The sequence below is a fragment of the Streptomyces sp. NPDC047017 genome (assembly GCF_040644175.1).
Lineage (GTDB): Bacteria > Actinomycetota > Actinomycetes > Streptomycetales > Streptomycetaceae > Streptomyces.
Genome location: NZ_JBEYVW010000032.1, coordinates 38,163 through 61,272, shown reverse-complemented (window position 1 = coordinate 61,272; position 23,110 = coordinate 38,163). Strand labels below are relative to the sequence as shown.

The window sequence follows — 23,110 nt, the reverse complement described above, 5'->3', positions numbered from 1 at the left end:
CGATCCACTCCAGCACCCGCTCGATCGCGTACTCGTGCGCGGCCTCGATGGGGTCCGCGCCTCGTGTTCCCGGTGGGTTCGGGTCTCGTGTTCCCGGTGGGGTCGGGTCTCGCGTGCGGTCAGGCCGCGTTGGTGAGCACCGGCAGGTAGCCGCCCGACTGGCCGGCGGCCGTGGGGTGGTAGGACTCACCGATGTCGAGCCAGTTGACGCTGTGCAGCCAGGAGTTGCCGGAGCAGATCTCGTGGCCGCTGAAGGTGGTGCGGACGTCACCGAAGCCGAAGCCGTGGTTCGCGGCGGCCTTGGCGATGGTGGTGTCGAGCAGGTCGGCCGCCGCGTTGATGGCGGAGCGCTTGGTGTCGGAGAGGCCGAGGCAGGTCTGGCCGAGCAGGTAGAAGCGGGGGTAGCCGATCACGACCACGCGTGCGGAGGGCGCCTTGCCGCGGATGACCGAGTAGAGGTTGTCGAGCTTGCCGGGCAGCGTGGAGCTGACGTACGCCCTGGCGGTGTCGATGCGGGACAGGCAGGTGCTGTCGGACTGGAGCACACAGGTCGTCATGACGTCGGAGAATCCGGCGTCGTTGCCCCCGATGGTGATCGAGACCAGGGAGGTGGCGGAGTCGAGCGGGCCGAGCTGGTTGGCCAGCACGTCGTCCGTCCGGGCGCCCGAGCAGGCGGTGAAGGCGAACGACGACGGCGTGTGGGCGGCGTTCCAGAGGTAGGGGTACGCCTTCGTGCTGCGGTCGCAGTCGCCGCTGGAGCTGATGTAACTGCCGGAGCCCACCCCGGAGGAGTAGGAGTCACCGAGGGCCACGTAGCCGCCGGACGCGGCCGATGGCGAGGCCTGCGCCGCGGCCGTCCCGGTGAGGACGAGACCGGCGGTCAGCAGGAGAGAGCCGACGTATGCGGCGATTCGGGAACGTCTCATGGAACCTCCCTTTAGCAGCATCTCTGCCTTGTCCGTGGTAGCAGCTACGCGGGTTGACTGGAAGTGTCCATGCCAAAAATTCCTCCCTCGTTCAACTGAACAAGGGCGATCGCAAGCGCAACTGACACCACGTCGCACCAGTGAGTGGGTGAAGACCGTTGAAAGACAAGTACTCGTACGGGTGACTTGGCGTCTTGACGGCCCCCGTGCGGCTGCGCGACATTGAAGCCCGGCATCCGGCGCTTCGGGGGGCAAAGTCGCCAATGCAGACGAGAGGTGTCAACACCGCATCGACCGACGGCGCGGAGCGTGCGCGGCCGGGCCCGGGACACGGCCTGTCGCACCTGCCCGGCCTGTCGGCGCTGCTCGCGGGTGCCGCCACCGCCGTGGCCGGAACGGGCGCGTTCCTCGCGTTCACCGACTCGGACTCCCCGCTGCGCGCTCCGTTCACCTTGTTCTTCCTGCTCGTGGCCCCGGGCGCGGCCATCGCGGCCGGGCTGCGCGGGCTGGAGCCGTTCGGCCGCGTGCTCGCCTCGCTGGCGGGCGCGGTCGCCCTCGACATGCTGGTGGCCCAGGGGATGCTGGCCGTGCACCGCTGGTCCGTGCACGGCGGGATCACGGCCGTGACCGTGATCAGCTCCCTGCTCCTGCTGCTGGCCTGTCTGCGGCGGCCGGGCGGTCGCGGGGCGCGAGAGCAGGGCGCCTGACGTGGACATCGGCGTGTACCGTCCGGGCGAGTTGAGCGCCGCCGACCGGGCGGCGTGGACGGCGATGCAGTCCAAGGCGCACCTGCACGGCTCGCCGGAGCTGGCGAACCCTTTCCTGTCCCCCGAGTTCGCGCTCGCCGTGGGCCGGTGCAGACGCGGGGTGCGGGTCGCGGTGGTCCGCGAGGGCGGCGAGCCAGCCGCCTTCTTCCCGTTCCAGAGATCGGCCGCCGGTGTCGGCCGGGCCGTCGGGCTCGGCGTCTCCGACTGCCAGGGCCTGGTGCACCGCCCCGGCTTCAGCTGCGACACCCGCGAGCTGCTGCGCGCCTGCCGGCTCGCCGTCTGGGAGTTCGACCACCTGGCCCAGGGCCAGCGGCCGTTCGAGGCGGGAGCCTCCGGCATCTTCCCGTCCCCGGTCATGGACGTCGACCGGGGCTACGACGCCTATCTGCGTGAACTGCGCTCCCGCTCACCGAAGTTCACCCGGACCACGCTCGCCAAGGACCGCAGGCTGGGCCGGGACGCGGGCCCGGTCCGCTACGTCCACGACGAGCGCGACCCGGCCATGCTGGCGACCCTGATGGCCTGGAAGTCCGCGCAGTACCGGCGGACCGGGCGCAGCGACCGCTTCGCGCACGGCTGGATCACCGCCCTCGTCACCCGGCTGTTCCACACCCGCGCGGAGCCGTTCGCGGGGCTCCTGTCGGTGCTCTACGCCGGCGGCCGCCCGGTCGCCGCCCACTTCGGCCTGCGCACCGAGCGGGTGCTGGCGTGCTGGTTCCCGGCGTACGACCCGGCGTTCGCGAAGTACTCCCCGGGGCTGGTCATGCATCTGCGCATGGCCGAGGCGGCCGCCGCCGACGGCATCGCGTACCTCGATCTCGGCCGGGGCCAGAAGGAATACAAGGACTCCCTCAAGACACGGGAACTGAGCGTGTCCGAGGGGTGGGTGACGCGCCGCCACCCGGTGGCGGCCGGACACCGGGCGCGGCGCGCCCCGGTCCGGGCGCTGCGCAACGCGGTGCAGACACGGCCGGAACTGTTCGAACCGGCAGACAGAATTCTCAAACAGCTAGGGAAAATCCGTTCGAGAAAATGAACATCAACGATCAAGAGACGGCAAAAGCAGCAAAATCGTGAGGTTCCACTCCAGGTCTTGCCATACTGCTTCAATCATCAATACCGTCATACAACTCACCCGCATCGGAAACGCCGGTGTGCGGTCCAAGGGGAGGGCTCGGGGACCGCGGCGCACCGAGGCGGGGCGCGGTAGGGGGGTGCCGTGCCCGGCGGCCATGTGCCGGCCGGGCCGTGCCGCGCGACCGGCTGCCACCGCGGTGGCAGTACGGCCAGTTCCGCCGGCTCACCCGGCGGGCACGGAGACGGCTCCGTCGCGCTCCGCGTGAGAAACCCCCCTTTCGAACCGGACACACAGCCGGGCCGCCCCAGTGGTGGGCGGTCCGCCGGACGAGAGGGACACAACGCATGAGTTCCGTTCTGCGCCCGCCCGCTTCGGGCCACGATTCCCGGACGGCCGCGCACTACCGGCCGATCTCCTCTCACCTGGCCATCGCGCCGCCGGTGAGTGTCGTGATTCCCGCCATGAACGAGGCGGAGAATCTCCCCTACGTCTTCAAGACACTTCCCGACTGGATTCACGAAGTCGTGCTGGTGGACGGCAATTCCACCGACGACACCGTCGAGGTGGCCCGCGGGCTGTGGCCGAAGGTGCGGGTCGTGCCGCAGCGGGGCAAGGGCAAGGGCGATGCCCTGATCACCGGTTTCGAGGCGTGCACCGGCGACATCATCGTGATGGTCGACGCCGACGGCTCGGCGGACGGCGGCGAGATCGTCAGCTATGTCTCCGCCCTCGTCTCGGGCGCCGACTTCGCCAAGGGCTCCCGGTTCGCCAACGGCGGCGGCACCGACGACATGACCTTCGTCCGCAGGCTCGGCAACCGGGTCCTGTGCGCCGTGGTCAACCGCAAGTTCGGCGCCCGCTACACCGACCTGTGCTACGGGTACAACGCGTTCTGGCGGCACTGCCTGGACAAGATCGAGCTGGACTGCACCGGCTTCGAGGTCGAGACGCTGATGAACATCAGAGTGGTCAAGGCCGGGCTCAAGGTGCAGGAGATCCCCAGCCACGAGTACCTGCGCATCCACGGCGCCAGCAATCTGCGGGCGGTGCGCGACGGGCTGCGGGTGCTCAAGGTGATCCTCCAGGAGCGCTCCAACCGGCGTGAGCTGCGCCGCCAGGAACGGCACTCCCCGATGCTCGACGCCTACCCGGGCGAGGTGTCTTGACCGGCCCGGGCATCTCCGTGGTGATCTGCGCCTACACCGAGGACCGCTGGGAGGACATCCTCGCGGCGGTCGCCTCGGTGCGGGCGCAGTCCCGGCCGGCCCTGGAGACGCTGCTGGTCGTCGACCACAATCCGGTCCTCCTCACGAGGCTGGCCGAGGAGTTCAAGACGGAGTACACCGCGGGGTCCGGGCAGGGCGCGGCGGGCGGCGGGGTGCGGGTGCTGGCCAACGCCGGTCCGCGCGGCCTGTCCGCCGGCCGCAACACCGGCATCGCCGCCTCCCGCGGCGAGGTCATCGCCTTCCTCGACGACGACGCGGTGGCCGAGCGGGACTGGCTGCGCCGCTTCGCCGAGGGGTACGCCGACCCGCGGGTGATGGCGGTGGGCGGCCGGACCGTGCCGATCTGGGCGTCGGGCCGCAGGCCCGCCTGGTTCCCGGAGGAGTTCGACTGGGTGGTGGGCTGCACCTACCGGGGTCTGCCGCCGGGCCTGGCCCGGGTGCGCAACGTCCTGGGCGGCAACGCCTCCTTCCGGCGTACCGCCTTCGACGCGGCGGGCGGCTTCGCCACCGGCATCGGCCGCGACGGCGACAAGCGGCCGCTGGGCTGCGAGGAGACGGAGCTGTGCATCCGGCTCAGCCGCGCCCGGCCGGACGCCGTCCTCCTGATCGACGACCGGGCGGTCATCCACCACCGAGTGCCGAACGCGCGCGAGCGGTTCCGCTACTTCCGCACCCGGACCTGGGCCGAGGGCCTGTCCAAGGCGCTGGTGTCGCGCAGTGTCGGCGCGGCCAAGGGCCTGGAGTCCGAGCGCCGCTACACCACCCGGGTGCTGCCCGCCGGGGTGGCCCGCGGCCTGCGCGACGCGCTGCTGGCCCGGCCGGGCGGCGCGGGCCGGGCCGCCGCGATCGTCGCCGGGGCACTCACCACGGCGGGCGGCTACGCCGTCGGCAGCGTACGGGCCCGCCGGGGCGGCACGGCGTTCTCCGTCGTGGACATCGCGGCGGGCGGCACCGGGAGCGGCACCACGGGCGCGGCCCCGGACGGCGGAGCGAACGGGACCGCCGGCACCCCGCCGGGCGGCGAGGGGAGAGCCGTGTGAACGCACCCGTGCCCGTGCTCATGTACCACGCGGTGACCGAGGAGCCGAACGCGGCCACGCGTGAACTGTCCGTCTCCCCCGGGGCGTTCGCGGAGCAGATGGCCGTGCTGGAGGACCTGGGCCTGCACCCGCTCACCACCGCCGAACTGGCCGCCCACTGGCGTACGGACGGCGCCCGGCCGCTGCCGCCGCGCCCGGTCCTGATCACCTTCGACGACGGTTACGAGGGTGTGCACCGGCACGCCCTGCCGGTGCTGGCGGCCCACGCCTTCCCGGCCACGCTGTTCGTGGCCACGGGCTGGCTGCGCGGCGCGCACGACAGCGGCGGCGGCCCGGACACCATGCTCGACTGGGACCAGGTGCGCGAACTGGCGGCCGGCGGGGTGGAGATCGGCGGGCACAGCCACACCCACCCGCAGCTCGACCAGCTCGACGACGACACCCTGTGGGCGGAGCTGATCCGCTGCAAGGAGACCGTCGCCGCCGAACTGGGCACCGCTCCCGCCTCCTTCGCCTACCCGTACGGCTACTCCAGCCGCCGCGTGCGCGCCCGGGTGCGGGCGGCCGGCTTCCGGCAGGCGCTCGCCGTCGGCAACGGCCTGGCCCGCCGCGCCCAGGGCCCCTACGCCCTGCACCGGCTCACCGTGCGCCGCACCACCACCCCCGAGGAGTTCCAGCGGCTGGTCCTGGGCCACCGGATCGCCCGGGACTTCGCCCGCGACCGCGCCCTCACCCGGGGCTACGCCCTGATCCGCAGAGCCCGACAGGTCCGCCGGAAGGCCATCCGTACCCGTGTCTGACACGACCACCACCACCGAGGAACCGACCACCGGACCCGAGGCGCCCGAGCGGCCGGGACGCCGGCTGCGCCTGCCCGGACGCGGCGACCGCTCCCCCGGCGGCGGCCAGCTGTTCCGCAACGCCTACGCGCTGATGCTCAACACCGGGATCTCCGCGGTGCTGGGCCTCGGCTTCTGGCTGGTCGCCGCCCGCTACTACACCGACTCCGCGGTCGGCCAGGGCTCCGCCGCGATCGCCGCCATGAAGTTCCTGGCCGGACTGACCGCGGTGACGCTCACCGGGGCCCTGGCCCGGTTCATCCCGGTCGCGGGCCACGCCACCGGCCGCCTGATCGCCCGTACGTACGCGGGCAGTTCGCTGGTGGTGGCGTGCGGGGCGGCGGTGTTCCTGCTCACCCTGGACACCTGGGGGCCGTCGTACCGCTTCCTGCACGGCCTCGCCCACGGGCTCGGTTTCATCGCCGCCGTGATGGCCTGGAACCTGCTCACCCTCCAGGACGGGGTGCTGACCGGGCTGCGCAGCGCGCCCTGGGTGCCGGTGGGCAACACCGTGTTCTCGGCGGTGAAGCTGGCACTGCTGGTGGGGCTCGCCACCGTGCTCACCACCACCGGGGTGTTCGTCTCCTGGGTGATCGCCATCGCCACCTCCGTGGTGCCGCTGGGCCGGCTGGTGTTCCGGCGCCTGGTGCCCCGGCACGTCACGGCCACCGAGGGGCTCGCCAGGCCGCCGACCGGCCGGGAGCTGGGCCGGTTCCTGGCCGGCGACTACACCGGCTCGCTGTTCTCGCTCGCGGTCGTCTATCTGGTGCCGGTGATCATCGCCTCGCAGGTCAGCTCGGCGGAGAACGCCTACTTCTACATCACCACCACCATCGGCGGCACGGTCAACCTGCTCGCCATCAACATGGGCGCCTCGCTCACCGTGGAGGGCTCCCACGACCCGGCCCGGCTGGCCGCGAACACCCGGGCGGCGCTGCGGCGGATGGCCCGGATCATGCTGCCCGTCTGCGGTCTGCTGTTCCTGCTGGCCCCGTGGATCCTGCACGTCTTCGGGGAGGGGTACGCGCACGCCGCCACCCCGCTGCTGCGCTGGTTCGCGGTCGGCGCGCTGCTGCGGGTGGTGATGGAGACCTACTTCGCGGTGCTGCGCGCGCAGAGCCGCACCGCCGGACTCGCCTGGCTCCAGGGCCTGCTGTGCGTGCTGGTGCTCGGGCTGACGGTGCTGCTGCTGCCCCGGATGGGGCTGACCGGGGCGGGGGTCGCGGAGATCTCCAGCCTCGCGGTGATCGTCGCGATCGCCGCGCCCCGGCTGTACCGGACGGTACGGGCCGCGCCCGCCGCCGTCGCGGCCGCCGGGAGCACGGCGCCCGACGGGGACCTGGCCGACCTGGGGGCCGGCGAGGACATCACCGGGCCCGCCCCGCACCGGCGGCCCGCGTGGGCGCGGGAGCCGGACACCCTGGCCCTCGGCCTCCACGTCGACTTCGACCACGTGGAACGCCGTCCCGACGTACGCCCCGGCCCGGGCACCCCGCCCGCGGGCGTCCCCGCGACGGCGGCACGGGAGCCAGTCACGGCGGCACGGGAAGCGGGACCGGAACCCTCCACGGCTGCGCGGAAGGCGGCACCGGAACCCTCCACGGCGGTACGGGAGGCGGCACCGGAACCCTCCACGGCGGTACGGAAGGCGGCGGCGCGGGAGACCACCTGCCCGCAACCCGGCCCGGACGCGGACCCGGACTCGGACCCGGACTGGGGCCGGAACCCACACCCGGCCCCGGCCCCGGCCCCAGCCCCAGCCCCGCACCCAGCCTCAGACCCGGCCTCGGACACGGCACCCCCCGCCGCTCCCCCGCCCCCCTGGCGGCAGCGCCTGACGCCCACCCGTTCCGGGCTCGTCCTCGGCTGTCTGCTGCTCGCCGCGCTGCTGCTGTACTGGGTGCCCGCGCTGCGGCTCGACGACGCGGCGCTGGACCGGATGGGCGGGCTCGGCCTGGTCTCCGTGCTGCCGCTGCCGACGCTCGCGGGCGCCGCGCTGCTGGTCGTGGTGTTCGCCGCGCTGCTGTGGCGGCGCCGCGAACACCGGGCACTGCTGCTGGTCACCCTGCTCGCCACAGTGGTGTCGCTGCACGCGCTGCCCGCGGTGATCGAGAGCGAGCCGCGGTTCCCGACGGCCTGGCAGCACCTCGGTTTCATCGACTACATCGACCGCACCGGGGCGGCCGTACCCGACCTGGACGCGCGCTGGAGCTGGCCCGGCTTCTTCGCGGTGGCCGCGTTCGCCGGGCGGGCCTGCGGGCTGAGCGACTTCACCGAGGTCATCCGCTGGTGGCCGCTGACCGTCCAACTCCTCTACCTGCCCCCGGTGTTCCTGCTGACCCGCTCGCTGCGGGCGAGCTGGCGGGCCCGGTGGACCGGGGTGTGGATCTTCGTGCTGAGCGGCTGGGTGGGCCAGGACTACTTCTCCCCGCAGGGCTTCACCTACCTGCTCTACCTGGCCTTCGTGGCGATCCTGCTGGTCTGGTTCCGGGCGCCGCGCGTGCTGTGGACGCGGCTGCGGCCCGGCGAGGCGGAGGTCGAGGAGACCGGCCGGCGGCAGAAGACCGTACTGCTGCTGGTGCTGATCGGGCTGTTCGCGGCGAGCGTCCCGGCCCACCAGCTCACCCCGTTCGTGATGCTCGGCGTGCTGGCGGTGCTGGTCCTGGCCGGGCGGTCCGAACTGCGCGGCCTGCCCGTGCTGTGCGCGGTGCTGGTGGTGTTCTGGCTGGGCTTCATGGCCGAGCCGTACTGGTCGGGACACTTCGACGAGCTGTTCGGCGGGGTCGGCGGGGTCGGCGGCAATGTGTCGACCTCCGTGACGGGCCGCATCCAGGGCGGTGACTCCACCCACCGGCTGGTGCTGTACACGCGGGTGCTGCTGGCCGGCTCGGTGCTGTGCCTCGCCTGCTGGGGCTGGTGGCGGCGGCGCCGTAACCGGTACCGCGAGCGGTCGCTGCCGGTGCTGGCCTTCGTGCCGTTCCTGGGCTTCGGCATGCAGTCCTACGGCGGCGAGATGGCGCTCAGGGTCTTCCTGTTCGCCCTGCCGGGCGCCGCGCTGCTCGCCGCGCTCGCGCTCTTCCCGCGGGCCGGCGGCACCGCGGACGAACGCCGCGGAAGGCGGCGGCACCTGGCCCCGCTCGCCGCGCTGCTGACCGGGCTGCTGCTCATGGGCGGCTTCCTGGTGGCCCGCTGGGGCAACGAGCCCTTCGAGCGGGTCAGGCCCGGCGAGGTCGCGGCCATGGACTACGTCTACGCCCACGACCGGCCGACCGTGCGCCTGCTGTGGCTGAGCCAGGACCCGGTGAACGAGGTCACCCCGGCCATGCCGTGGGGCGCCAGGGACATGGAACGCGTCGACTATGTGCCGACCCTGGCGCCGAGCGACCCGGTGCTGGTGTCGGGCCTGGTCAAGTCACTCAAGGACGCGGGACCGAACTCGTACCTGATGGTCGACCGGGGCCAGGCCACGTATCTGCGGATGGACGCGGGCTACCCGGCCGGCTGGGAGGCGCGGCTGGTGCGCAACCTCGACGGGCGGTCGGAGCTGGCGAAGGTCTTCGGCAACGACGACGTGACCCTGTACGCGCTGCGGCAGCCGTCCGCGGACCCGGTGCCGCGGCCGCACCCGGGCCCCATCGGCCCCCGGGTGACCTGGACGCCGTGGTCGGTGGTCGGCGCCCTGGCGGCCCTCGCCCTGGTCGTGCTGCTCACGGCCCGGGAGGTGGTCCGGGTGGCGCTGCGGCCGGGCGTGCGGCAACTGCGGTGGCTCCAGGGGAGTTTCTGGTTCTCGCTGCCGCTGCTCGCGGTGCTGTTCGCCTCGCTGGCGCAGCGGTTCCTGACGATGGGCAAGGGCTGAGCGGCCGCCGGGCGGTTCAGGGGGTGGTGGCACGGGCGGCCTGCCGGCCGAGCCACTTCACCTCGTAGGGCGCCAGCTCGATCCGCTCGCCGTCGACCTGGGTGGCGACCGTACGGTCGAGCGTGTTCACCACCAGGACGGTCCGGTCGCTCGCCAGCACCCGCAGGCCGGACGCGTCACCGGCGGCGACGGGCACGGCCGGGTAGCGCGTGCCGGGCGGGAAGGCGCGGGCGAAGCGGGTCAGCAGGCCGTCCATGGGCAGCGCCCGTCCGCCGTCCGCGCCGCCGGTGGGCGTCCACAGGCAGCCGGGGCAGTCGGGGCCGTCCTCCTTCTCGGGGTTCCAGTAGAAGCCGGAGGAGGCTCCGCCGCGGACCATGGCGATCAGGCCGGCCGCCTGGACGGCGACGCGGTGCGGTTCGGTCCAGCCCTTGCGGTCGTCGTCGCCGTCGGCGGGCTCCACGTAGTACTCGGCCCACCACAGGGGCAGGCCGTGGGTCTGCTGCCGCACCCACCGGCCGACGGCCGTCAGCTTGTCGGTGGCGGCGAACTCGTCGGGCAGCAGGTCGTCGTCCTTGGTGTAGCTGGAGCCGTCCACGACGACGAAGTCGGCGCCCGCCTTGTGCGTGTTCCAGTAGGTGAAGGCGTCCAGGACCCGCTGATCCAGGGCGCCCCAGGGGCCGCGCAGCACGGTGGAGGCGTCGTCCTGCCGGGGGTCGACGCTGTCCATGCCGAGGTACGGGCCGCCCACCATGATCTGGGGATCGACCTTCTTGAGCGCCTTGTAGACCAGGTTGTACAGCTTGGTGTACCCCTCGTAGTCCCAGCGGGACGCGGCGTCGTTCCAGAAGCCCTTGAACTCGTTCCAGACGAGGAAGTGGCGCACGTCCGGGTAGCGCCGGGCGACGGTCGCGGCGAGCGCGGCGTAGTCCGCGTAGTGGCCGGGGGTGGGGGCGGTCTCCAGGGCCTGCCTGCTCCAGTCGGTGCGGTCCGCGCCGGCCCGGCCGCCCTTCATCCAGTCCGGGGCGCAGCACAGGGTGATGACGGGGGCGGCACCGGAGGCGCGCATGAGGTCGATCCGGCGGTCCAGCGCGGTGAAGTCGTAATGGCCCTTCACCGGTTCGGGGTTGTCGGCGCCCCAGCCCATGATCGCCTGGTTCTGCGGCAGCCCGTCGCCGGCCGCCAGCAGCTTCGCGGCGCGCTGTGTCGCGGCGGGGCTGCCCTGGTCGGCGCTGAACTGCGTGTGGGTGAAGCCCCAGCCGACGTCCGGGTCGCCCGCGTGCGGTCCGGGCGCGGGCGTGCCGTGCACGCGGGCGCCGTCGCGGGTGGTGCCCGCGGTGCTCGCGCTGTCCGGCCGGGTGTCGGCCAGCGCCACCACCAGGGCCGCGATCGCCAGGGCCACCCCGAGCAGCGCGGCGAGCCGCCACCGGCGCATCACCGGATTCCCCCATGACGTCGCATCGGGAACCACAGTACGGGCGGAGAACGCCGCCGGGGCGGGGTTCGGGGATGTTCGGGTTCGGTGCGGCTGGGGGTGGGTCGGCGGGGCGGCCGGGGAGCTGTGGGCGGTGCGGCGGGGGTACGGCCGGGGGTACGTGGGCGGTACGGCCGAGGATGCGCCGGCGGTACGGCCGGTGGCGCGCCGGCAGTACGGCCGGTGGCGCGCCCGCCGATGTGATCGGCGGCGGGGCTCGCGGCCCTGCGCGCCGCCGGGCGCGACACGGGGCGCTCGGCCGGGAAAGAGGGTGCGCGGGGCGGTCGGGTGGCGGATCATGGCGGCATGTCTGCGAACCCACACGACGCGCTGCCGATCCGGCTCAACGTCGACGACTCCGACTCGCCGTCCGACGTCGTCGACGCGCTGTTCCTCGGCCGTTTCGCGACGGGCGAGCAGCCGTTCTCGCACGCGGTCAACATCGAGCGGGTGCGCTCGGGGGCCACCCTGCTGCCGGAGGGCGCCCGGGTGCTGCGCACGGCCCGCGACGACGACCGCAGCGCGACCCTGGCGGAGGGCGACGGCTGGACCCTGCTGGTCTCCCGCTGGAACCGGGGGGCCGACGTCACGGTCACCGCGACCGACGCGGAGCTGGCCGAGCGGGTCCTCGGCCAGGCCACGGACGGCGCGGCCGACGAACCGGAGCCGCAGCCGGAGAACGTGACGATGGGCTTCTGGTACGTCTCCCCGCGGCGCGGCCCGCACCGCACCACCCGGCAGATCTCGGCCGGCACCTGGGACGAGGTCCGGGCGAACTACACGGCGCCGGTCGCGGACGCGATGGACCGCCTGATGAAGACCACCCCCCAGGACATCGCGGGCCGCCTCCTGCTGCTGCACGGCCCGCCGGGCACCGGCAAGACCTCCGCGCTGCGCACGCTGGCCCGCTCCTGGCGGGACTGGTGCCAGGTGGACTGCGTGCTCGACCCGGAGCGGCTCTTCAGCGACGTCGGCTACCTGATGGACATCGCCATCGGCGAGGAGGACGCGACGGGCAAGGGCCGCTGGCGGCTGCTGCTCCTGGAGGACTGCGACGAGCTGATCCGCGGCGAGGCCAAGCACACGGCCGGGCAGGCCCTGTCCCGCCTGCTGAACCTGACCGACGGCCTCCTCGGCCAGGGCCGCAACGTGCTGGTCGGGGTGACGACCAACGAGGACCTGGAGCGCCTGCACCCGGCTGTGGTCCGCCCGGGCCGCTGCCTGGCCCGGATCGAGGTGGACCGGCTGACCCGGCGCGAGGCGGTGGACTGGCTGGGGACCGAGGAGGGCGTGGGCCGGGACGGGGCGACCCTGGCCGAGCTGTACGCGCTGCGCCGGGGCACCTCCCCGACGGCCCTCCCCGAGCCGCGGGAGGGCGCGGACGCCGGGCTGTACCTGTAGCGCGCGCCCGTCGGTGTCCTGAAGCGCGCGCCCGTCGGTGTTCTGATGGACGTATGACCCTGTTCGTCGGGACGTCGGGCTGGCAGTACAAGGACTGGCGGGGGGTGCTGTACCCCGAGGGCTGCCCGCTGCGGCTGTGGCTGGAGGAGTACGCGTCGGCGTTCGCCACGGTGGAGGTCAACAACGCCTTCTACCGGCTGCCCTCGCGGGAGACGTTCCGGGCGTGGCGGGAGCGGGTGCCGCCGGACTTCACGGTCGCGCTCAAGGCGAGCCGCTACCTGACCCACGTCAAGCGGCTCAAGGACCCCGAGGAGCCGGTGCGCCGCCTGCTGGCGCACGCCGCCGGGCTCGGCGACCGGCTCGGCCCGGTGCTGCTCCAGCTGCCGCCCACGCTGCGCGCCGATCCCGGCCTGCTGGACGCGTGCCTGGCCTGCTTCCCGGCCGGCCTCCGGGTCGCGGTGGAACCCCGGCACGAGACGTGGTGGACGCCGCGGGTCCGTGACGTCCTGATGGCGCGGGGCGCGGCCCTGTGCTGGGCCGACGCCCACGGCCGCCCGGTCACCCCGCTGTGGCCGACCACCGACTGGGGTTACGTCCGCTTCCACGTGGGCCGGGCCCTGGCCTGGCCGCACTACGGCCGGCGGTCCCTGGAGACCTGGGCCGACCGGATCGCGACGGCCTGGCCGGACGGGCGGGACGTGTACGCGTACTTCAACAACGACCCGACGGGGGCGGCGGTGCGCGACGCGGTGACGTTCGCGGGCGCGGCACGCCGGGCGGGCCTGGACCCGACCCGCACTCCGGGGCGGCTGCCGGCGCGCCACTGACGCGTCACCGGCCAGGGGCCCCGCCCCCCCGTCCCGGGCGGCCAGCTACCGCCCGTACGCCGCCCGCAGGGCGTCCCGGGCGGCGGCGAGCGCGGTGTCCTCGTCCAGGCCCAGGCGCCGTACCCGTTCCGCGTAGGCCTGCGCGGCCGCCGCCGCCTCGCGGGTGGCGGCCGGTCCCGCGGCGGCCACGAAGGTGCCGTTGCGGCCCCGGGTCTCGATCACCCCGTCCGTCTCCAGCGCGCGGTACGCCTTGGCGACCGTGTTCGCCGCCAGCCCGAGGGACTCGGCCAGCGCGCGCACGGTGGGCAGCCGGTAGCCCACCGGCAGCGCGCCCGACCGGGCCTGCTCGGAGATCTGGGCCCGCACCTGCTCGTAGGGGGCCGCGCCGTCATCGATGTGGATCCTCAAGGTCACCCGGTGATTGTCGCGCACGGGCGGGCGGCGAGGGCGGGCGGCGGGACGCGGCGGAGAAATGCGGCGAGGCAGCGGGGCGGCGGCGGGGCGGCGGGGCGGCGGGGCGGCGGGGCGGCGGGGCGGCGGGGCGGCGGGGCGGCGGGGCGGCGGGGCGGCGGGGCGGCGGGGCGGCGGGGAAATTGGGAGGCGCCCGCCCGGCGCCGCCCCGTAACGTACGCTCCCATGACCATGATCATTCGTGAACTGCGCCCCGACGCGCGCGCCGACCTCGAAGGCTTCGCCCGGGTCCGCCATCTCGCGCTGCCGTACGTCCTGTCCACCCCCGAGTCCCTCGCCTACGACCTGACCCGGATGCACCCCGACGCCCACTACCGGCCGCTGGTCGCCGTGGCCGACGGCGAGGTGATCGGCACGGCGCAGGTGCACCTGGCCCATGAGAGCGCCGAGCCCGGCCAGGGCAACGTCAACGTGTACGTGCATCCCGGGCACACCCGCCGGGGCGCCGGTTCGCTGCTGGTGCGCGCCGCCGAGGAGCACCTGGCCGCGCACGGTGCGGTCCGGTTGCACGCCTGGGTGCTGGACGCGCCGGGCAACCGCGCCTTCGCCGGGCTGCACGGCTACCGCGCGAGCCGTTCCGCGTACTTCCTGCGCCTGGACCTGGCGGGCGGCACGCTCCCGCCGCGCCAGGAGCTGCCGCCGGGCGTGGAGCTGCGCCGGGGCGCGGACTTCGCCGGCGATCCGCGCCCGCTGTTCGAGCTGGACGCGCAGACGGTCCAGGACGAACCGAGTGACGTGGACCACGACTTCACCGACTACGAGGCCTGGCTGGAGGAGACCTGGCGGCACCCGCTGTTCAGCGCCGAGCTGACCTCGGTGGCGCTGGTCGACGGCCGTCCCGCGGCCTTCTCGGCGGCCCGGACGGACGGCGGCACCCGCTACGCCACGGTCATGACGGGCACCGCCCGTGAGTTCCGCGGCCGGGGCCTGGCCAAGCTCGCCAAGAACGACTCGCTGCACCGGGCCCGGGCCGCCGGGTACACGGAGGCACTGACGGGCAACGACACCGGCAACGAGCCGATGATCGCGATCAACGAGTGGTTCGGCTACGAGGTGTGCGCGACAGAGGTGCGCCATGTCCGCGAACTCGGCTGATCCTGCGGGTCCGGTGACGGTCCGGCTGACCGTCGTCCTGGTCAAGGGCGGCCGGGAGAAGATCCGTTACGCGAGCGTGCTCGTGGCCGACGACGGCACGCGGATCACCGTCCGGGCGCCCTGGGCGGGCGACGGCGTACGCGACTTCGGCTTCGTGCGCTTCGAGCCGGGCGACGTCTTCACCGAGTACTACTGGCGCGACCGCTGGTACGCGGTGAAGGAGGTCCGCGACGGCACGGGGCGGCTCAAGGGCTGGTACTGCGACATCGCCCGCCCGGCCGTGCGCACGGGCGCGGAACTGGTCGTGGAGGATCTCGACCTGGACCTGTGGCGCTCGGCGGACGGCACGGACGTACGGCGTCTGGACGAGGACGAGTTCGCGGCGAGCGGCCTGGCGGAGCGCGATCCGCGCGCGGCGGAGGCCGCCGTGGCGGCGCTCGCCGAACTGGAGGCGCTGGCCCGCCGGGACGGCTTCACCGCACTGCTGTCCTGACCCGGGCGGGTCCCCGTCCGGGGTCGTCCGCGGGGCTCACACCGACGCCACCACCGCGTACCGCTCGTCGCTCACCTCCTTGCCCCACAGCAGGGCGTCGTGCGACAGGTGTTCCACACGCGTGTGTGACGCGAGGGGCGCGAGGAGAGTGAGGAGCCGATCCGTGGGTATGCCGACCGGCGTGACCGTCCCCCAGACGCCTTCCACGAGGACCAGCCGCCCCGTGGGCCGCAGCAGGTCCCGCCAGTGCCGCAGCGCACCGGCCGGGTCCGGCAGCGCCCACAGCACATGGCGGACCAGGACGGCGTCGAAGCGCCGCTCGCCCACCGGCGGGCGCGCCGCGTCGCCGGTCGAGAACGCCGCGTCCCGGCCCGCGAGTTTGGCGCGGGCCCGCTCCACCATGGCGGGGGAGCTGTCGACGCCGGTCACCCGGTGTCCCTGTGCGCACGCGAGCAGCGACAGGCTGCCCGTGCCGCAGCCGAGGTCGAGGATCTCGGCGGGGTGCTCGGGCAGCCAGCCGCGCAGCCGGTCCGCCCAGGCGGCGCGCACCCGCGGATCGCGCAGTCCGTGATCCGGTTCGTCGTCGAAGACGGCGGCCTGCGCGTCCCAGTCCAGGGCCGTCGCTCCACCGCCGGTGGTCAGTCGCTCACTCATGGTCCCCAGGGTGACACCCGCCACTGACAACCGGTCCGTGACCGCCACCACAGACAGACCCGCCCCGATGAGGAACTCTCGCCACAAGGGTCTACCTCCGTGAGAACACGGAACCCGGTAGACGTCTAAGGAGGCCCCGATGCGCCGGACGACAGTGCAGAAGCCCCTGACGAGGAAGACGGACGCCCGCCGGGTCCGGGAGGAGGCCGACGAGCGTCCCGCCGGGCGGCCCGAGGTCCGCAAGGACATCGCGCGCACCTGGTGGCCGGAAGGCTGACCCTCCGGCGCGCACGCCGTGTCAGCTGAACACGGACGCGCAGGTGGTGGCGGTGGCGTGCGCGGGGTCGAGTGCGTCGGCCACCTCGTGGAAGGCGATGCGGTCGATCGTGCCGATGGCCACGTGCTCGGACAGGTCGACCGGGCAGAGGTCCTGCAGCAGGACGTTGTGGACGTCGGAGCCGCTCAGGTACTGGGTCCGCCAGGGGGTGACCACTTCGTCGTCCTGGGTGGCGATGACCGTGTAGTGCACGCCGGGCACGGTGTCCCCGCCCGCGTTGAGCTTGGTGATGAAGGCGGACCCGGCGACCTGGTCGGCGAGTCCGGGCGTGGCGGCGGAGAGCAGGTCCGCGGCGCCCGGGAAGTACGGCAGCAGGTTGGCCAGGCCGCTGAGGGTGGTGCCGTGGTTGTCGGGGGCGATGCCGACGAGGGCGTTGACCTTGGCGGCGCCGCCGAGGAACTTCAGGTAGTAGCGGGGCATCATGCCGCCCTGCGAGTGGCCGACGAGGTCGGCCTTGGCCGCGCCGGTGGCGGCGAGCACCTGGTCGACGAAGGCGGACAGCTGGCCTGCCGACTTGTCGATGGGACCGAGGCCGTTGAAGACCGGGACGCCGGGCAGTTGCCCGTAGTCGAGGGAGAAGACGCAGTACCCGCGGGCCTGGAGGTAGGGCGCCAGGCCGAGCCAGTTGTCGACGGAGTTGCCGAAGGTGCCGTGGACGAGGACGACGGGGCGGGGGTGGGCGGCGGACGGCTTGCAGTGGTAGTCGTTCCAGCCCGAACTGGGGGCGGCGGAGGCGTGGGCGGCGGCGGCCGGGACGACGGCGAGGGCGGCGGCCAGGAACAGGGCGGCCAGGTGTCTCCGGGCGCGCGGGAAGGGCAGCATCGTGTGATCTCCTTGCGGCTCAAGGGAGGTGCGACGGCACTGCGCCCTGTGATCCGGATCACGAGGATGCTGTTCACTCGTCAAGTTACGAACGAGTAGTCCAAGTGTGAAGTTACGCGTCAGTAAAAACTTTCCGGGGTGCCCGCAGAGTCGACGGGCCTGCGTGACAACAGCCCTGCCGAGCCGTCACACGGCAGACCGCCCCCTCGTCACCAGGCGGGCCGAATGGGTCCGCGCGGCGCGATCCGCGTCAGCCGCTCCCCCAGCGCGCGCGCCTCGTCCTCGCCGAGCACCGCGGTCCACCCCCGCACGGCCTCCGCGGCCGACTCCTCCGCCGCGCGCGTGCAGGCCAGGCCCCGCGCGGTCAGCACGATCAGCCGGGCGCGCGCGTCGCCGGGGTGGGGCCGCCGCTCGGCGTACCCCTTGCGCACGATCTCGTCGACGAGCTGGCTGGCCGCCTGCTTGGTGACCCCGAGGTGGGCAGCCAGCTCGGTGACGGTCGCGCCGTCCGGCGCGAGGCGCGCGAACGCGAAGCCGTGCGCGGGCCGCACCCCCTCGAAACCGCGGGCGGCGACGCCCTCGTTGACGCGTTGCGTCAGTTCGCCGGCGGCGGCGAGCAGGGCGGCGGAGAGGGCCATGGCCTCGGAGCTGTGCACCGGGACATTGAAACACCCTTGACCAATTGGTCAACCTGCTTGACCATGGAGCCGAGACGCTTGGTCAAGCAGCTTGACTACTTTTCCCGAGGAGACACCCATGCCCGTCGTCCGCGCCTCCGAAGCCGTGACCCATGAGATCCACGGCGCCCGTTTCGTCTCGTACGCCACCCCGCTCACCGGCTCCCGGCAGCTGTGCGCCTGGCGCGGCGAGATCCCCGCCGGCACCAGGGCGCCCGCCCACACCGTCACCCACGAGGAGATCTTCCACCTGCTCGAAGGCGAGCTGCTGATCACGCTGGACGACCGCACCGAGCGCGTCACCGCGGGCGACACGGTGATCATCAACCCCGGCGCGACACTCACCGTGGAGAACCCCGCGGACCGCACCGCGGTCTCCTGGGTCACCACGTCCGTCGGCCTGCGGGCCCACCTGGCGGACGGCACCGTGCTCACCCCGCCGTGGGCCAACTGACCGCGCCGCGGCGGAGGTCACGCGGCCAGCGTCCCCGGCAGCACCGCGCGCGGCCCGAACCTGGCCCGCGCGCGGTCCGCGACCTCCTCGATCCGGCGGACCTTCTCGTCAGCGGGGTCGAAGGTGAGCTGGTGGGAGGCGTGCTCGGCGGAGTCCAGCCCCTCGGCGCGCAGGGCGAGCACCCGGACCCGGGCGCGCTGGAGCCCCAGGGCCTCGTACATGCCGTACGCGGCCCCGGTCAGCGCCGCCGAGTGGGCGGTCGGCTCCGCCAGCGCGCGGCAGCGGACGGTGGCGGACCGGTCGGCGTAGCGCACGGTGAGGGTCAGGGCGCCGCAGACCTTGCCGAGGGCGCGCAGCCGCTCGCCCAGTTCCCCGGCGGCCGAGAGCAGGGCCGCGCGGTGCCGGCCGGGGTCCAGCTCGTCGTGGCCGAAGGGGCGTTCGGTGGCCAGGGACCGGGAGACGGCGTTGGGGACGACCCGGCCGCGGTCGACGCCGTTCGCCCTCTCGTGCAGCTCGCGGCCGGCCCGCGCGCCGACCAGGCGCTGGAGCGTGGACAGCGGCGCGGCGGCGACCCGGCCCAGGGTGTCCAGGCCGTACTCGCCCAGGGTGCGCGCCGTCGCCGGGCCGACGCCGGGCAGCGCGACGACGGGCCGCCCGGCGAGGAACTCCGCGACCGCGTCCGGATCGCCCGGCACCGCGCGGGTGAGTCCGGGCCTCGCCTCGCCCAGGGCCATGCGGGCCAGCATCGGTCCCGGTCCGGCGCCGATCGCGCAGTCGACGCCGAACCGGGCGAGCGCGCGGACCCGGATCACCGACGCCAGCTCGGCCGCGCCGCGCCCGAAGTACCGTTCGGCGCCGCGCAGATCGGCCAGCGCCCCGTCCGGCGGCAGCGCCTCGACGACCGGGGTGAACTCCTCCAGGAGTCCGAGCAGTCCCGGCAGGGCCGCCTCGTACATCGAAGGCAGCTGGAAACGTACACAGAGGATGGTCATCCCGCGCTCCCTGGACTCTGGTGCCACAACTTCCTTCCGCTCGCGGGCCCTTCGCCCGCCGGGCGCAGATCCGCCCATGGGTGCATCTCGTAGCCGGTGGGCATCCGGATGCGGCGGTCCCCGGCGGCCCGGGCCGTCTCCATCGGGTCCGGCGCCGCGGAACCGGCGGGCGCGGGCCGGCCGTCCGACCCGGCGAGCCGCGCCCGCCGCGCATCGCCACCACCGCCGTCGCGGCCCTCTCCACCACCGCCGTCGTGGCCCTCTCCGTCACCACCGCCCCCGGCCCCCTCCGCCGTGCCGCCGGGGCGGGCCAGCCGGGCCGCGACCTGCTCCAGGCCGCCCTCGGCGCGCAGTTCGGCCAGTTCGGCGAGGTTCCAGGCGGCGGCGCCCACCACGCTCAGGCTGCGCGGGCCGCGCCGCTGCACCACTCCGCGCACCAGCAGCAGCCAGGAGTGGAAGACGGTGTACGCGCAGGCGTCGTGGGAGTCGTCGAAGAAGGCCAGGTCGACCAGGCCGGTGCCGTCGTCCAGCGTGGTGAAGACGACCCGCTTGCCGGACCGGATCGGCGGCGTCTGGGTGGCCGCCTTGGCGCCCGCGACCAGCACCGTCTCACCGTGCCGTGCCGTGCGCAGCCGGCGCGCGGAGACCACGCCCAGCTCGTCGAGGAAGGCCCGGTGGTCGTCCATGAGGTTGCGCGAGGTGTCCATGGACAGCACGCCCAGTTCGGCGCTGAGCCGCTCGGCGTCGGACAGGTCGGGCAGCCCGGCCCCGGCCGTCCGGCGCCCGCCGGCCAGCGGGAGCTGGCGGCCGCCCGCGCCGCGGGTGCCCCGGTGCAGCTCGGTCAGGTGCAGTCGCAGGTCGCGGCGGTTGGCGCCGAACGCGTCCAGCGCGCCCACCTGGGCGAGCCGCCCGGCGACGGGACGGCTGGGGCGGGCCCGTTCCCAGAAGTCGAGCAGCGAGGCGTACGGCTGGCCGTCCGCGATCCGCGCCGCCTCGGTCTCGCTGATGCCGTGCACGTCCGAGAGGGCCAGCCGAAGTCCCCAGATTCCGGACGAAGAGGACCCCTGATCAGACACCAGTTCGATCCGGTGGGCGATCCCCGACCGGTTCACGTCCAGCGGCAGGATCGGCACCCCGCGCCGCCGCGCGTCGGCCAGCAGCAGCCGCTTCGGGTACATCCCGGGATCGTGCGTGAGCAGCCCGGCGTAGAAGGCGGCCGGGTGGTGGGCCTTGAGCCACGCCGACTGGTACGTCGGCACGGCGAAGGCCACCGCGTGCGCCTTGCAGAAGCCGTACGACCCGAACGCCTCGACGATCTCCCAGGTGCGCTGAATCGTTTCTTCGCCGTATCCCCGTGCCGCCGCGTGCTGCGCGAACCACACCTTGATCCGCCCCTGCGACTCCGGATCGGACAGCCCGCGCCGCACCCGGTCCGCCTCGTCGCGTCCGCAGCCGGTCATGACGTGCACGATGTGGATGATCTGCTCGTGGAAGACGACCACCCCGTACGTCTCCGCCAGCGGCTCCCGCAGGTCCGGGTGCGGATAGCGCACCGGCGCCCGCCCGTGCCGCGCCTCGATGAACGGCCGCACCATGTCGGCGGCGACCGGGCCGGGCCGGAAGAGCGAGATGTCGACGACCAGATCGTGGAACGTGGCCGGCTGGAGCCGCCCCACCAGATCGCGCTGGCCAGGGGACTCGATCTGGAAGCAGCCCAGCGTCTGCGTGGAGCGGATGAGCCGGTACGTCGCCGGGTCGCCCTGCGGCACGGAGTCCAGGTCGATCCGCTCCCCCGTGGTCCGCGCCACCTCCGCGACCGCGTGCGCCATCGCGGACTGCATCCGCACCCCCAGCACGTCCAGTTTGAGCAGCCCGAGGTCCTCCACGTCCTGCTTGTCGAACTGGGACATGGGCAGCCCCTCGCCGCTGGTGGGCACGACCGGCGTCCGGGCCGGCAGGGAGGCGTCGGACAGCAGCACGCCGCAGGGGTGCATGGCGACGCCGCGCGGCAGGGCGTCCAGCGCCTCGACCAGTTCCCACAGCCTGCCGTACCGCTCCTTCTGTCCGGCCAGCCGTTTCAGCTCGGGCAGTTCCTCCAGCGCCGCGCGGGCGTCGCGGGCGCGGATGTGCGGGAAGGACTTGGCGACGCGGTCGATCTCGGCGGGGTCCATGGACAGCGCCGCGCCCACGTCGCGGATGGCGTGCCGGACCCGGTACGTCTCCGGCATGGCGACCGTCGCCACCCGTTCGGCGCCGAACCGGTCGATGATCTTCCGGTAGACCTCCAGGCGGCGCGCGGACTCCACGTCGATGTCGATGTCGGGCAGCACGAACCGCCGCCTGGACAGGAAGCGCTCCATCAGCAGCCCGTGCTCGACCGGGTCGGCGTGGGCGATGCCGAGGAGGTGGTTGACGAGGGAGCCCGCGCCGGAACCGCGCGCGGCCACCCGGATGCCCATCTTCCGTACGTCGTCCACCACTTGGGCGACGGTGAGGAAGTAGGAGGCGTAGCCGTGGTACGCGATGACGTCCAGTTCCTCGTGCATCCGCTCCCAGTACGCGCGCCGTCCGGCGTGGCCGCGCAGCACCATGCCCGCCGCCGCCCGGGAGGCGAGCGTGCGCTGGGCGGTGCGGCGGGCGGCGCCGACCAGCCGCGGCTCGGGGAAGTGGACGACGCCCATGCCGAGGTCTTCCTCCGGGCCGACCAGGCACTCGGCGGCCGCGGCCCGGGTCCGCTCCAGCAGCCGGTGGGCGGCCTCGCGCCGGAAGCCCGCGGCCGCCACGATCCGCTCGGCCGCGCCCAGCATCGCGCCCGGGTCCTTCAGCCACGCCTCGCCGGAGTCGCGTTCCCCGGCGGCGGCCAGGGGGACCAGCCGGCGGGCGGCGTCCAGGACGTCGGCGACCGGGCCCTGGCCGGGGTCGGCGTAGCGGACGGCGTTGCTGAGCACCGGCCGGACCCGCTGCTCGGCGGCGAAGCCGACGGTACGGGCGGCCAGCCGCAGGGAGCCGGGCCCGGTGCCCTCGCGGCCGTGCCAGACGGCCTCCAGGCGCAGGGCGTCGCCGTAGACCTCGCGCCAGGGGACGAGGAGCCGCGCGGCCCGGTCGGGGCGGCCCGCGGCCAGCGCCCGGCCGACGTCGGAACCGGGGCCGAGCAGCACGGTCAGGCCGTCGGCGTGGTTGTCGGGCCAGGTGAGCAGCGGGGTGCCGGGGCCCGCGTGGGCGGCGGTGACCAGGCGGCACAGGTCGGCCCAGCCGCGGGCGCCGTCCCGGGCGAGGAAGGTGACACGGGGGGCCGACTCGTCTACGAAGGCACCGCCGCGCACCGGCGTCCGGCGCCGCTCGGGCCGTACCGGCTCGGGTCCGGCCGTCGCCAGTTCCACGCCGAACAGCGGGCGGACGCCCGCCGTCGCGCAGGCCTTGGCGAAGCGCACCGCGCCGGCCAGGGTGTCGCGGTCGGTGAGGGCGAGGGCGTCCATGCCCCGCTCGGCGGCGCGCTCGGCCAGCCGCTCCGGGTGCGAGGCGCCGTAGCGCAGGGAGAACCCGGAGGCGGTGTGCAGATGCGTGAAACCCGGCATCCGCACCTCCCGCACTCGTGAGCCCGAACGAACTATCGAACATCTGTTCACTACTCCTCCCCCACCATAAACCAATTCCCGAACATCTGTGCGACATCCATTCGGGCGC

20 protein-coding genes are annotated in these 23,110 nt (G+C 74.0%); 12 read left to right on the top strand and 8 right to left on the bottom strand.

What is annotated here, in order from left to right; genetic code table 11:
• Positions 1 to 119 precede the first annotated feature (119 nt).
• Positions 120 to 926 carry an SGNH/GDSL hydrolase family protein gene (locus ABZ858_RS35690; RefSeq protein WP_361388661.1) on the bottom strand — a complete coding sequence of 269 codons (807 nt, stop codon included), beginning with the start codon at positions 924 to 926 and terminating at the stop codon, positions 120 to 122.
• A 263-nt stretch (positions 927 to 1,189) separates the two neighbouring features.
• On the opposite strand from ABZ858_RS35690, the gene ABZ858_RS35685 reads away from it, so the two are divergent.
• From ABZ858_RS35685 to ABZ858_RS35660, 6 genes are all read left to right on the top strand, one after another.
• The gene (locus ABZ858_RS35685) at positions 1,190 to 1,633 is read left to right on the top strand and encodes a hypothetical protein (protein ID WP_361388658.1); all 444 of its coding nucleotides are present in this window, start codon (positions 1,190 to 1,192) and stop codon (positions 1,631 to 1,633) included.
• Position 1,634: 1 nt separating this feature from the next.
• Positions 1,635 to 2,729 (top strand): GNAT family N-acetyltransferase, encoded by a 1,095-nt coding sequence (locus tag ABZ858_RS35680; protein WP_361388655.1) that lies wholly within the window; start codon positions 1,635 to 1,637, stop codon positions 2,727 to 2,729.
• Between the two features lie 386 nt (positions 2,730 to 3,115).
• Positions 3,116 to 3,937, top strand: coding sequence for a glycosyltransferase family 2 protein (locus ABZ858_RS35675; protein ID WP_361388652.1), 822 nt, complete (start codon positions 3,116 to 3,118; stop codon positions 3,935 to 3,937).
• Positions 3,934 to 5,037 carry a glycosyltransferase family 2 protein gene (locus ABZ858_RS35670; protein WP_361388649.1) on the top strand — a complete coding sequence of 368 codons (1,104 nt, stop codon included), beginning with the start codon at positions 3,934 to 3,936 and terminating at the stop codon, positions 5,035 to 5,037. The genes ABZ858_RS35675 and ABZ858_RS35670 overlap by 4 nt, the downstream gene beginning before the upstream one ends.
• A gap of 20 nt (positions 5,038 to 5,057) precedes the next feature.
• Positions 5,058 to 5,837 (top strand): polysaccharide deacetylase family protein, encoded by a 780-nt coding sequence (locus ABZ858_RS35665; RefSeq protein ID WP_361388667.1) that lies wholly within the window; start codon positions 5,058 to 5,060, stop codon positions 5,835 to 5,837.
• Positions 5,830 to 9,732 (top strand): lipopolysaccharide biosynthesis protein, encoded by a 3,903-nt coding sequence (locus tag ABZ858_RS35660; RefSeq protein ID WP_361388646.1) that lies wholly within the window; start codon positions 5,830 to 5,832, stop codon positions 9,730 to 9,732. The genes ABZ858_RS35665 and ABZ858_RS35660 overlap by 8 nt, the downstream gene beginning before the upstream one ends.
• Positions 9,733 to 9,748: 16 nt before the next feature.
• Here the strand turns inward: ABZ858_RS35660 and ABZ858_RS35655 are convergent, their stop codons facing one another.
• Positions 9,749 to 11,164, bottom strand: coding sequence for a xylan 1,4-beta-xylosidase (locus tag ABZ858_RS35655; protein ID WP_361388643.1), 1,416 nt, complete (start codon positions 11,162 to 11,164; stop codon positions 9,749 to 9,751).
• Positions 11,165 to 11,509: 345 nt separating this feature from the next.
• On the opposite strand from ABZ858_RS35655, the gene ABZ858_RS35650 reads away from it, so the two are divergent.
• Together ABZ858_RS35650 and ABZ858_RS35645 are read left to right on the top strand one after the other, a co-directional pair.
• Positions 11,510 to 12,604, top strand: a complete 1,095-nt coding sequence (locus ABZ858_RS35650; RefSeq protein ID WP_361388640.1) for a DUF5925 domain-containing protein — start codon at positions 11,510 to 11,512, stop codon at positions 12,602 to 12,604.
• A 53-nt stretch (positions 12,605 to 12,657) separates the two neighbouring features.
• Positions 12,658 to 13,431 carry a DUF72 domain-containing protein gene (locus tag ABZ858_RS35645; RefSeq protein WP_361388637.1) on the top strand — a complete coding sequence of 258 codons (774 nt, stop codon included), beginning with the start codon at positions 12,658 to 12,660 and terminating at the stop codon, positions 13,429 to 13,431.
• Positions 13,432 to 13,476: 45 nt separating this feature from the next.
• On the opposite strand, the gene ABZ858_RS35640 is transcribed toward ABZ858_RS35645, so the two are convergent.
• Complete coding sequence (locus ABZ858_RS35640; RefSeq protein WP_361388634.1) at positions 13,477 to 13,845, bottom strand: GntR family transcriptional regulator; 369 nt, start codon at positions 13,843 to 13,845, stop codon at positions 13,477 to 13,479.
• 222 nt (positions 13,846 to 14,067) lie between these two features.
• Between ABZ858_RS35640 and ABZ858_RS35635 the strand changes: the two genes are divergently transcribed.
• Complete coding sequence (locus ABZ858_RS35635) at positions 14,068 to 14,997, top strand: GNAT family N-acetyltransferase (protein ID WP_361388631.1); 930 nt, start codon at positions 14,068 to 14,070, stop codon at positions 14,995 to 14,997.
• Positions 14,978 to 15,490, top strand: a complete 513-nt coding sequence (locus tag ABZ858_RS35630; RefSeq protein ID WP_361388628.1) for a DUF402 domain-containing protein — start codon at positions 14,978 to 14,980, stop codon at positions 15,488 to 15,490. The genes ABZ858_RS35635 and ABZ858_RS35630 overlap by 20 nt, the downstream gene beginning before the upstream one ends.
• A 36-nt stretch (positions 15,491 to 15,526) precedes the next feature.
• On the opposite strand, the gene ABZ858_RS35625 is transcribed toward ABZ858_RS35630, so the two are convergent.
• Positions 15,527 to 16,144, bottom strand: a complete 618-nt coding sequence (locus ABZ858_RS35625) for a class I SAM-dependent methyltransferase (RefSeq protein ID WP_361388625.1) — start codon at positions 16,142 to 16,144, stop codon at positions 15,527 to 15,529.
• A gap of 139 nt (positions 16,145 to 16,283) precedes the next feature.
• Here ABZ858_RS35625 and ABZ858_RS35620 point away from each other — a divergent pair, with 139 nt between their 5' ends.
• Positions 16,284 to 16,421, top strand: coding sequence for a hypothetical protein (locus ABZ858_RS35620; RefSeq protein WP_361388622.1), 138 nt, complete (start codon positions 16,284 to 16,286; stop codon positions 16,419 to 16,421).
• A 21-nt stretch (positions 16,422 to 16,442) separates the two neighbouring features.
• Here the strand turns inward: ABZ858_RS35620 and ABZ858_RS35615 are convergent, their stop codons facing one another.
• Both ABZ858_RS35615 and ABZ858_RS35610 read right to left on the bottom strand, forming a co-directional pair.
• Complete coding sequence (locus tag ABZ858_RS35615) at positions 16,443 to 17,303, bottom strand: alpha/beta fold hydrolase (RefSeq protein ID WP_361388619.1); 861 nt, start codon at positions 17,301 to 17,303, stop codon at positions 16,443 to 16,445.
• A 209-nt stretch (positions 17,304 to 17,512) separates the two neighbouring features.
• The gene (locus ABZ858_RS35610) at positions 17,513 to 17,959 is read right to left on the bottom strand and encodes a MarR family winged helix-turn-helix transcriptional regulator (protein ID WP_361388616.1); all 447 of its coding nucleotides are present in this window, start codon (positions 17,957 to 17,959) and stop codon (positions 17,513 to 17,515) included.
• A 100-nt stretch (positions 17,960 to 18,059) separates the two neighbouring features.
• On the opposite strand from ABZ858_RS35610, the gene ABZ858_RS35605 reads away from it, so the two are divergent.
• The gene (locus tag ABZ858_RS35605; protein ID WP_361388613.1) at positions 18,060 to 18,434 is read left to right on the top strand and encodes a cupin domain-containing protein; all 375 of its coding nucleotides are present in this window, start codon (positions 18,060 to 18,062) and stop codon (positions 18,432 to 18,434) included.
• Between the two features lie 17 nt (positions 18,435 to 18,451).
• Here the strand turns inward: ABZ858_RS35605 and ABZ858_RS35600 are convergent, their stop codons facing one another.
• The gene (locus tag ABZ858_RS35600) at positions 18,452 to 19,426 is read right to left on the bottom strand and encodes a hypothetical protein (protein WP_361388610.1); all 975 of its coding nucleotides are present in this window, start codon (positions 19,424 to 19,426) and stop codon (positions 18,452 to 18,454) included.
• Positions 19,423 to 23,001 carry a DNA polymerase III subunit alpha gene (locus ABZ858_RS35595; RefSeq protein ID WP_361388607.1) on the bottom strand — a complete coding sequence of 1,193 codons (3,579 nt, stop codon included), beginning with the start codon at positions 22,999 to 23,001 and terminating at the stop codon, positions 19,423 to 19,425. Before ABZ858_RS35595 ends, ABZ858_RS35600 begins: the two co-directional genes overlap by 4 nt.
• Positions 23,002 to 23,110 lie beyond the last annotated feature (109 nt).

Bases quoted from the DNA above. Each gene is read 5' to 3' on its own strand.
- ABZ858_RS35690 (WP_361388661.1), bottom strand. From the start codon at position 926: ATGAGACGTTCCCGAATCGCCGCATACGTCGGCTCTCTCCTGCTGACC.
- ABZ858_RS35685 (WP_361388658.1), top strand. From the start codon at position 1,190: ATGCAGACGAGAGGTGTCAACACCGCATCGACCGACGGCGCGGAGCGT.
- ABZ858_RS35675 (WP_361388652.1), top strand. From the start codon at position 3,116: ATGAGTTCCGTTCTGCGCCCGCCCGCTTCGGGCCACGATTCCCGGACG.
- ABZ858_RS35665 (WP_361388667.1), top strand. From the start codon at position 5,058: ATGTACCACGCGGTGACCGAGGAGCCGAACGCGGCCACGCGTGAACTG.
- ABZ858_RS35655 (WP_361388643.1), bottom strand. From the start codon at position 11,164: ATGCGCCGGTGGCGGCTCGCCGCGCTGCTCGGGGTGGCCCTGGCGATC.
- ABZ858_RS35650 (WP_361388640.1), top strand. From the start codon at position 11,510: ATGTCTGCGAACCCACACGACGCGCTGCCGATCCGGCTCAACGTCGAC.
- ABZ858_RS35645 (WP_361388637.1), top strand. From the start codon at position 12,658: ATGACCCTGTTCGTCGGGACGTCGGGCTGGCAGTACAAGGACTGGCGG.
- ABZ858_RS35635 (WP_361388631.1), top strand. From the start codon at position 14,068: ATGACCATGATCATTCGTGAACTGCGCCCCGACGCGCGCGCCGACCTC.
- ABZ858_RS35630 (WP_361388628.1), top strand. From the start codon at position 14,978: ATGTCCGCGAACTCGGCTGATCCTGCGGGTCCGGTGACGGTCCGGCTG.
- ABZ858_RS35625 (WP_361388625.1), bottom strand. From the start codon at position 16,144: ATGAGTGAGCGACTGACCACCGGCGGTGGAGCGACGGCCCTGGACTGG.
- ABZ858_RS35620 (WP_361388622.1), top strand. From the start codon at position 16,284: ATGCGCCGGACGACAGTGCAGAAGCCCCTGACGAGGAAGACGGACGCC.
- ABZ858_RS35615 (WP_361388619.1), bottom strand. From the start codon at position 17,303: ATGCTGCCCTTCCCGCGCGCCCGGAGACACCTGGCCGCCCTGTTCCTG.
- ABZ858_RS35605 (WP_361388613.1), top strand. From the start codon at position 18,060: ATGCCCGTCGTCCGCGCCTCCGAAGCCGTGACCCATGAGATCCACGGC.
- ABZ858_RS35600 (WP_361388610.1), bottom strand. From the start codon at position 19,426: ATGACCATCCTCTGTGTACGTTTCCAGCTGCCTTCGATGTACGAGGCG.
- ABZ858_RS35595 (WP_361388607.1), bottom strand. From the start codon at position 23,001: ATGCCGGGTTTCACGCATCTGCACACCGCCTCCGGGTTCTCCCTGCGC.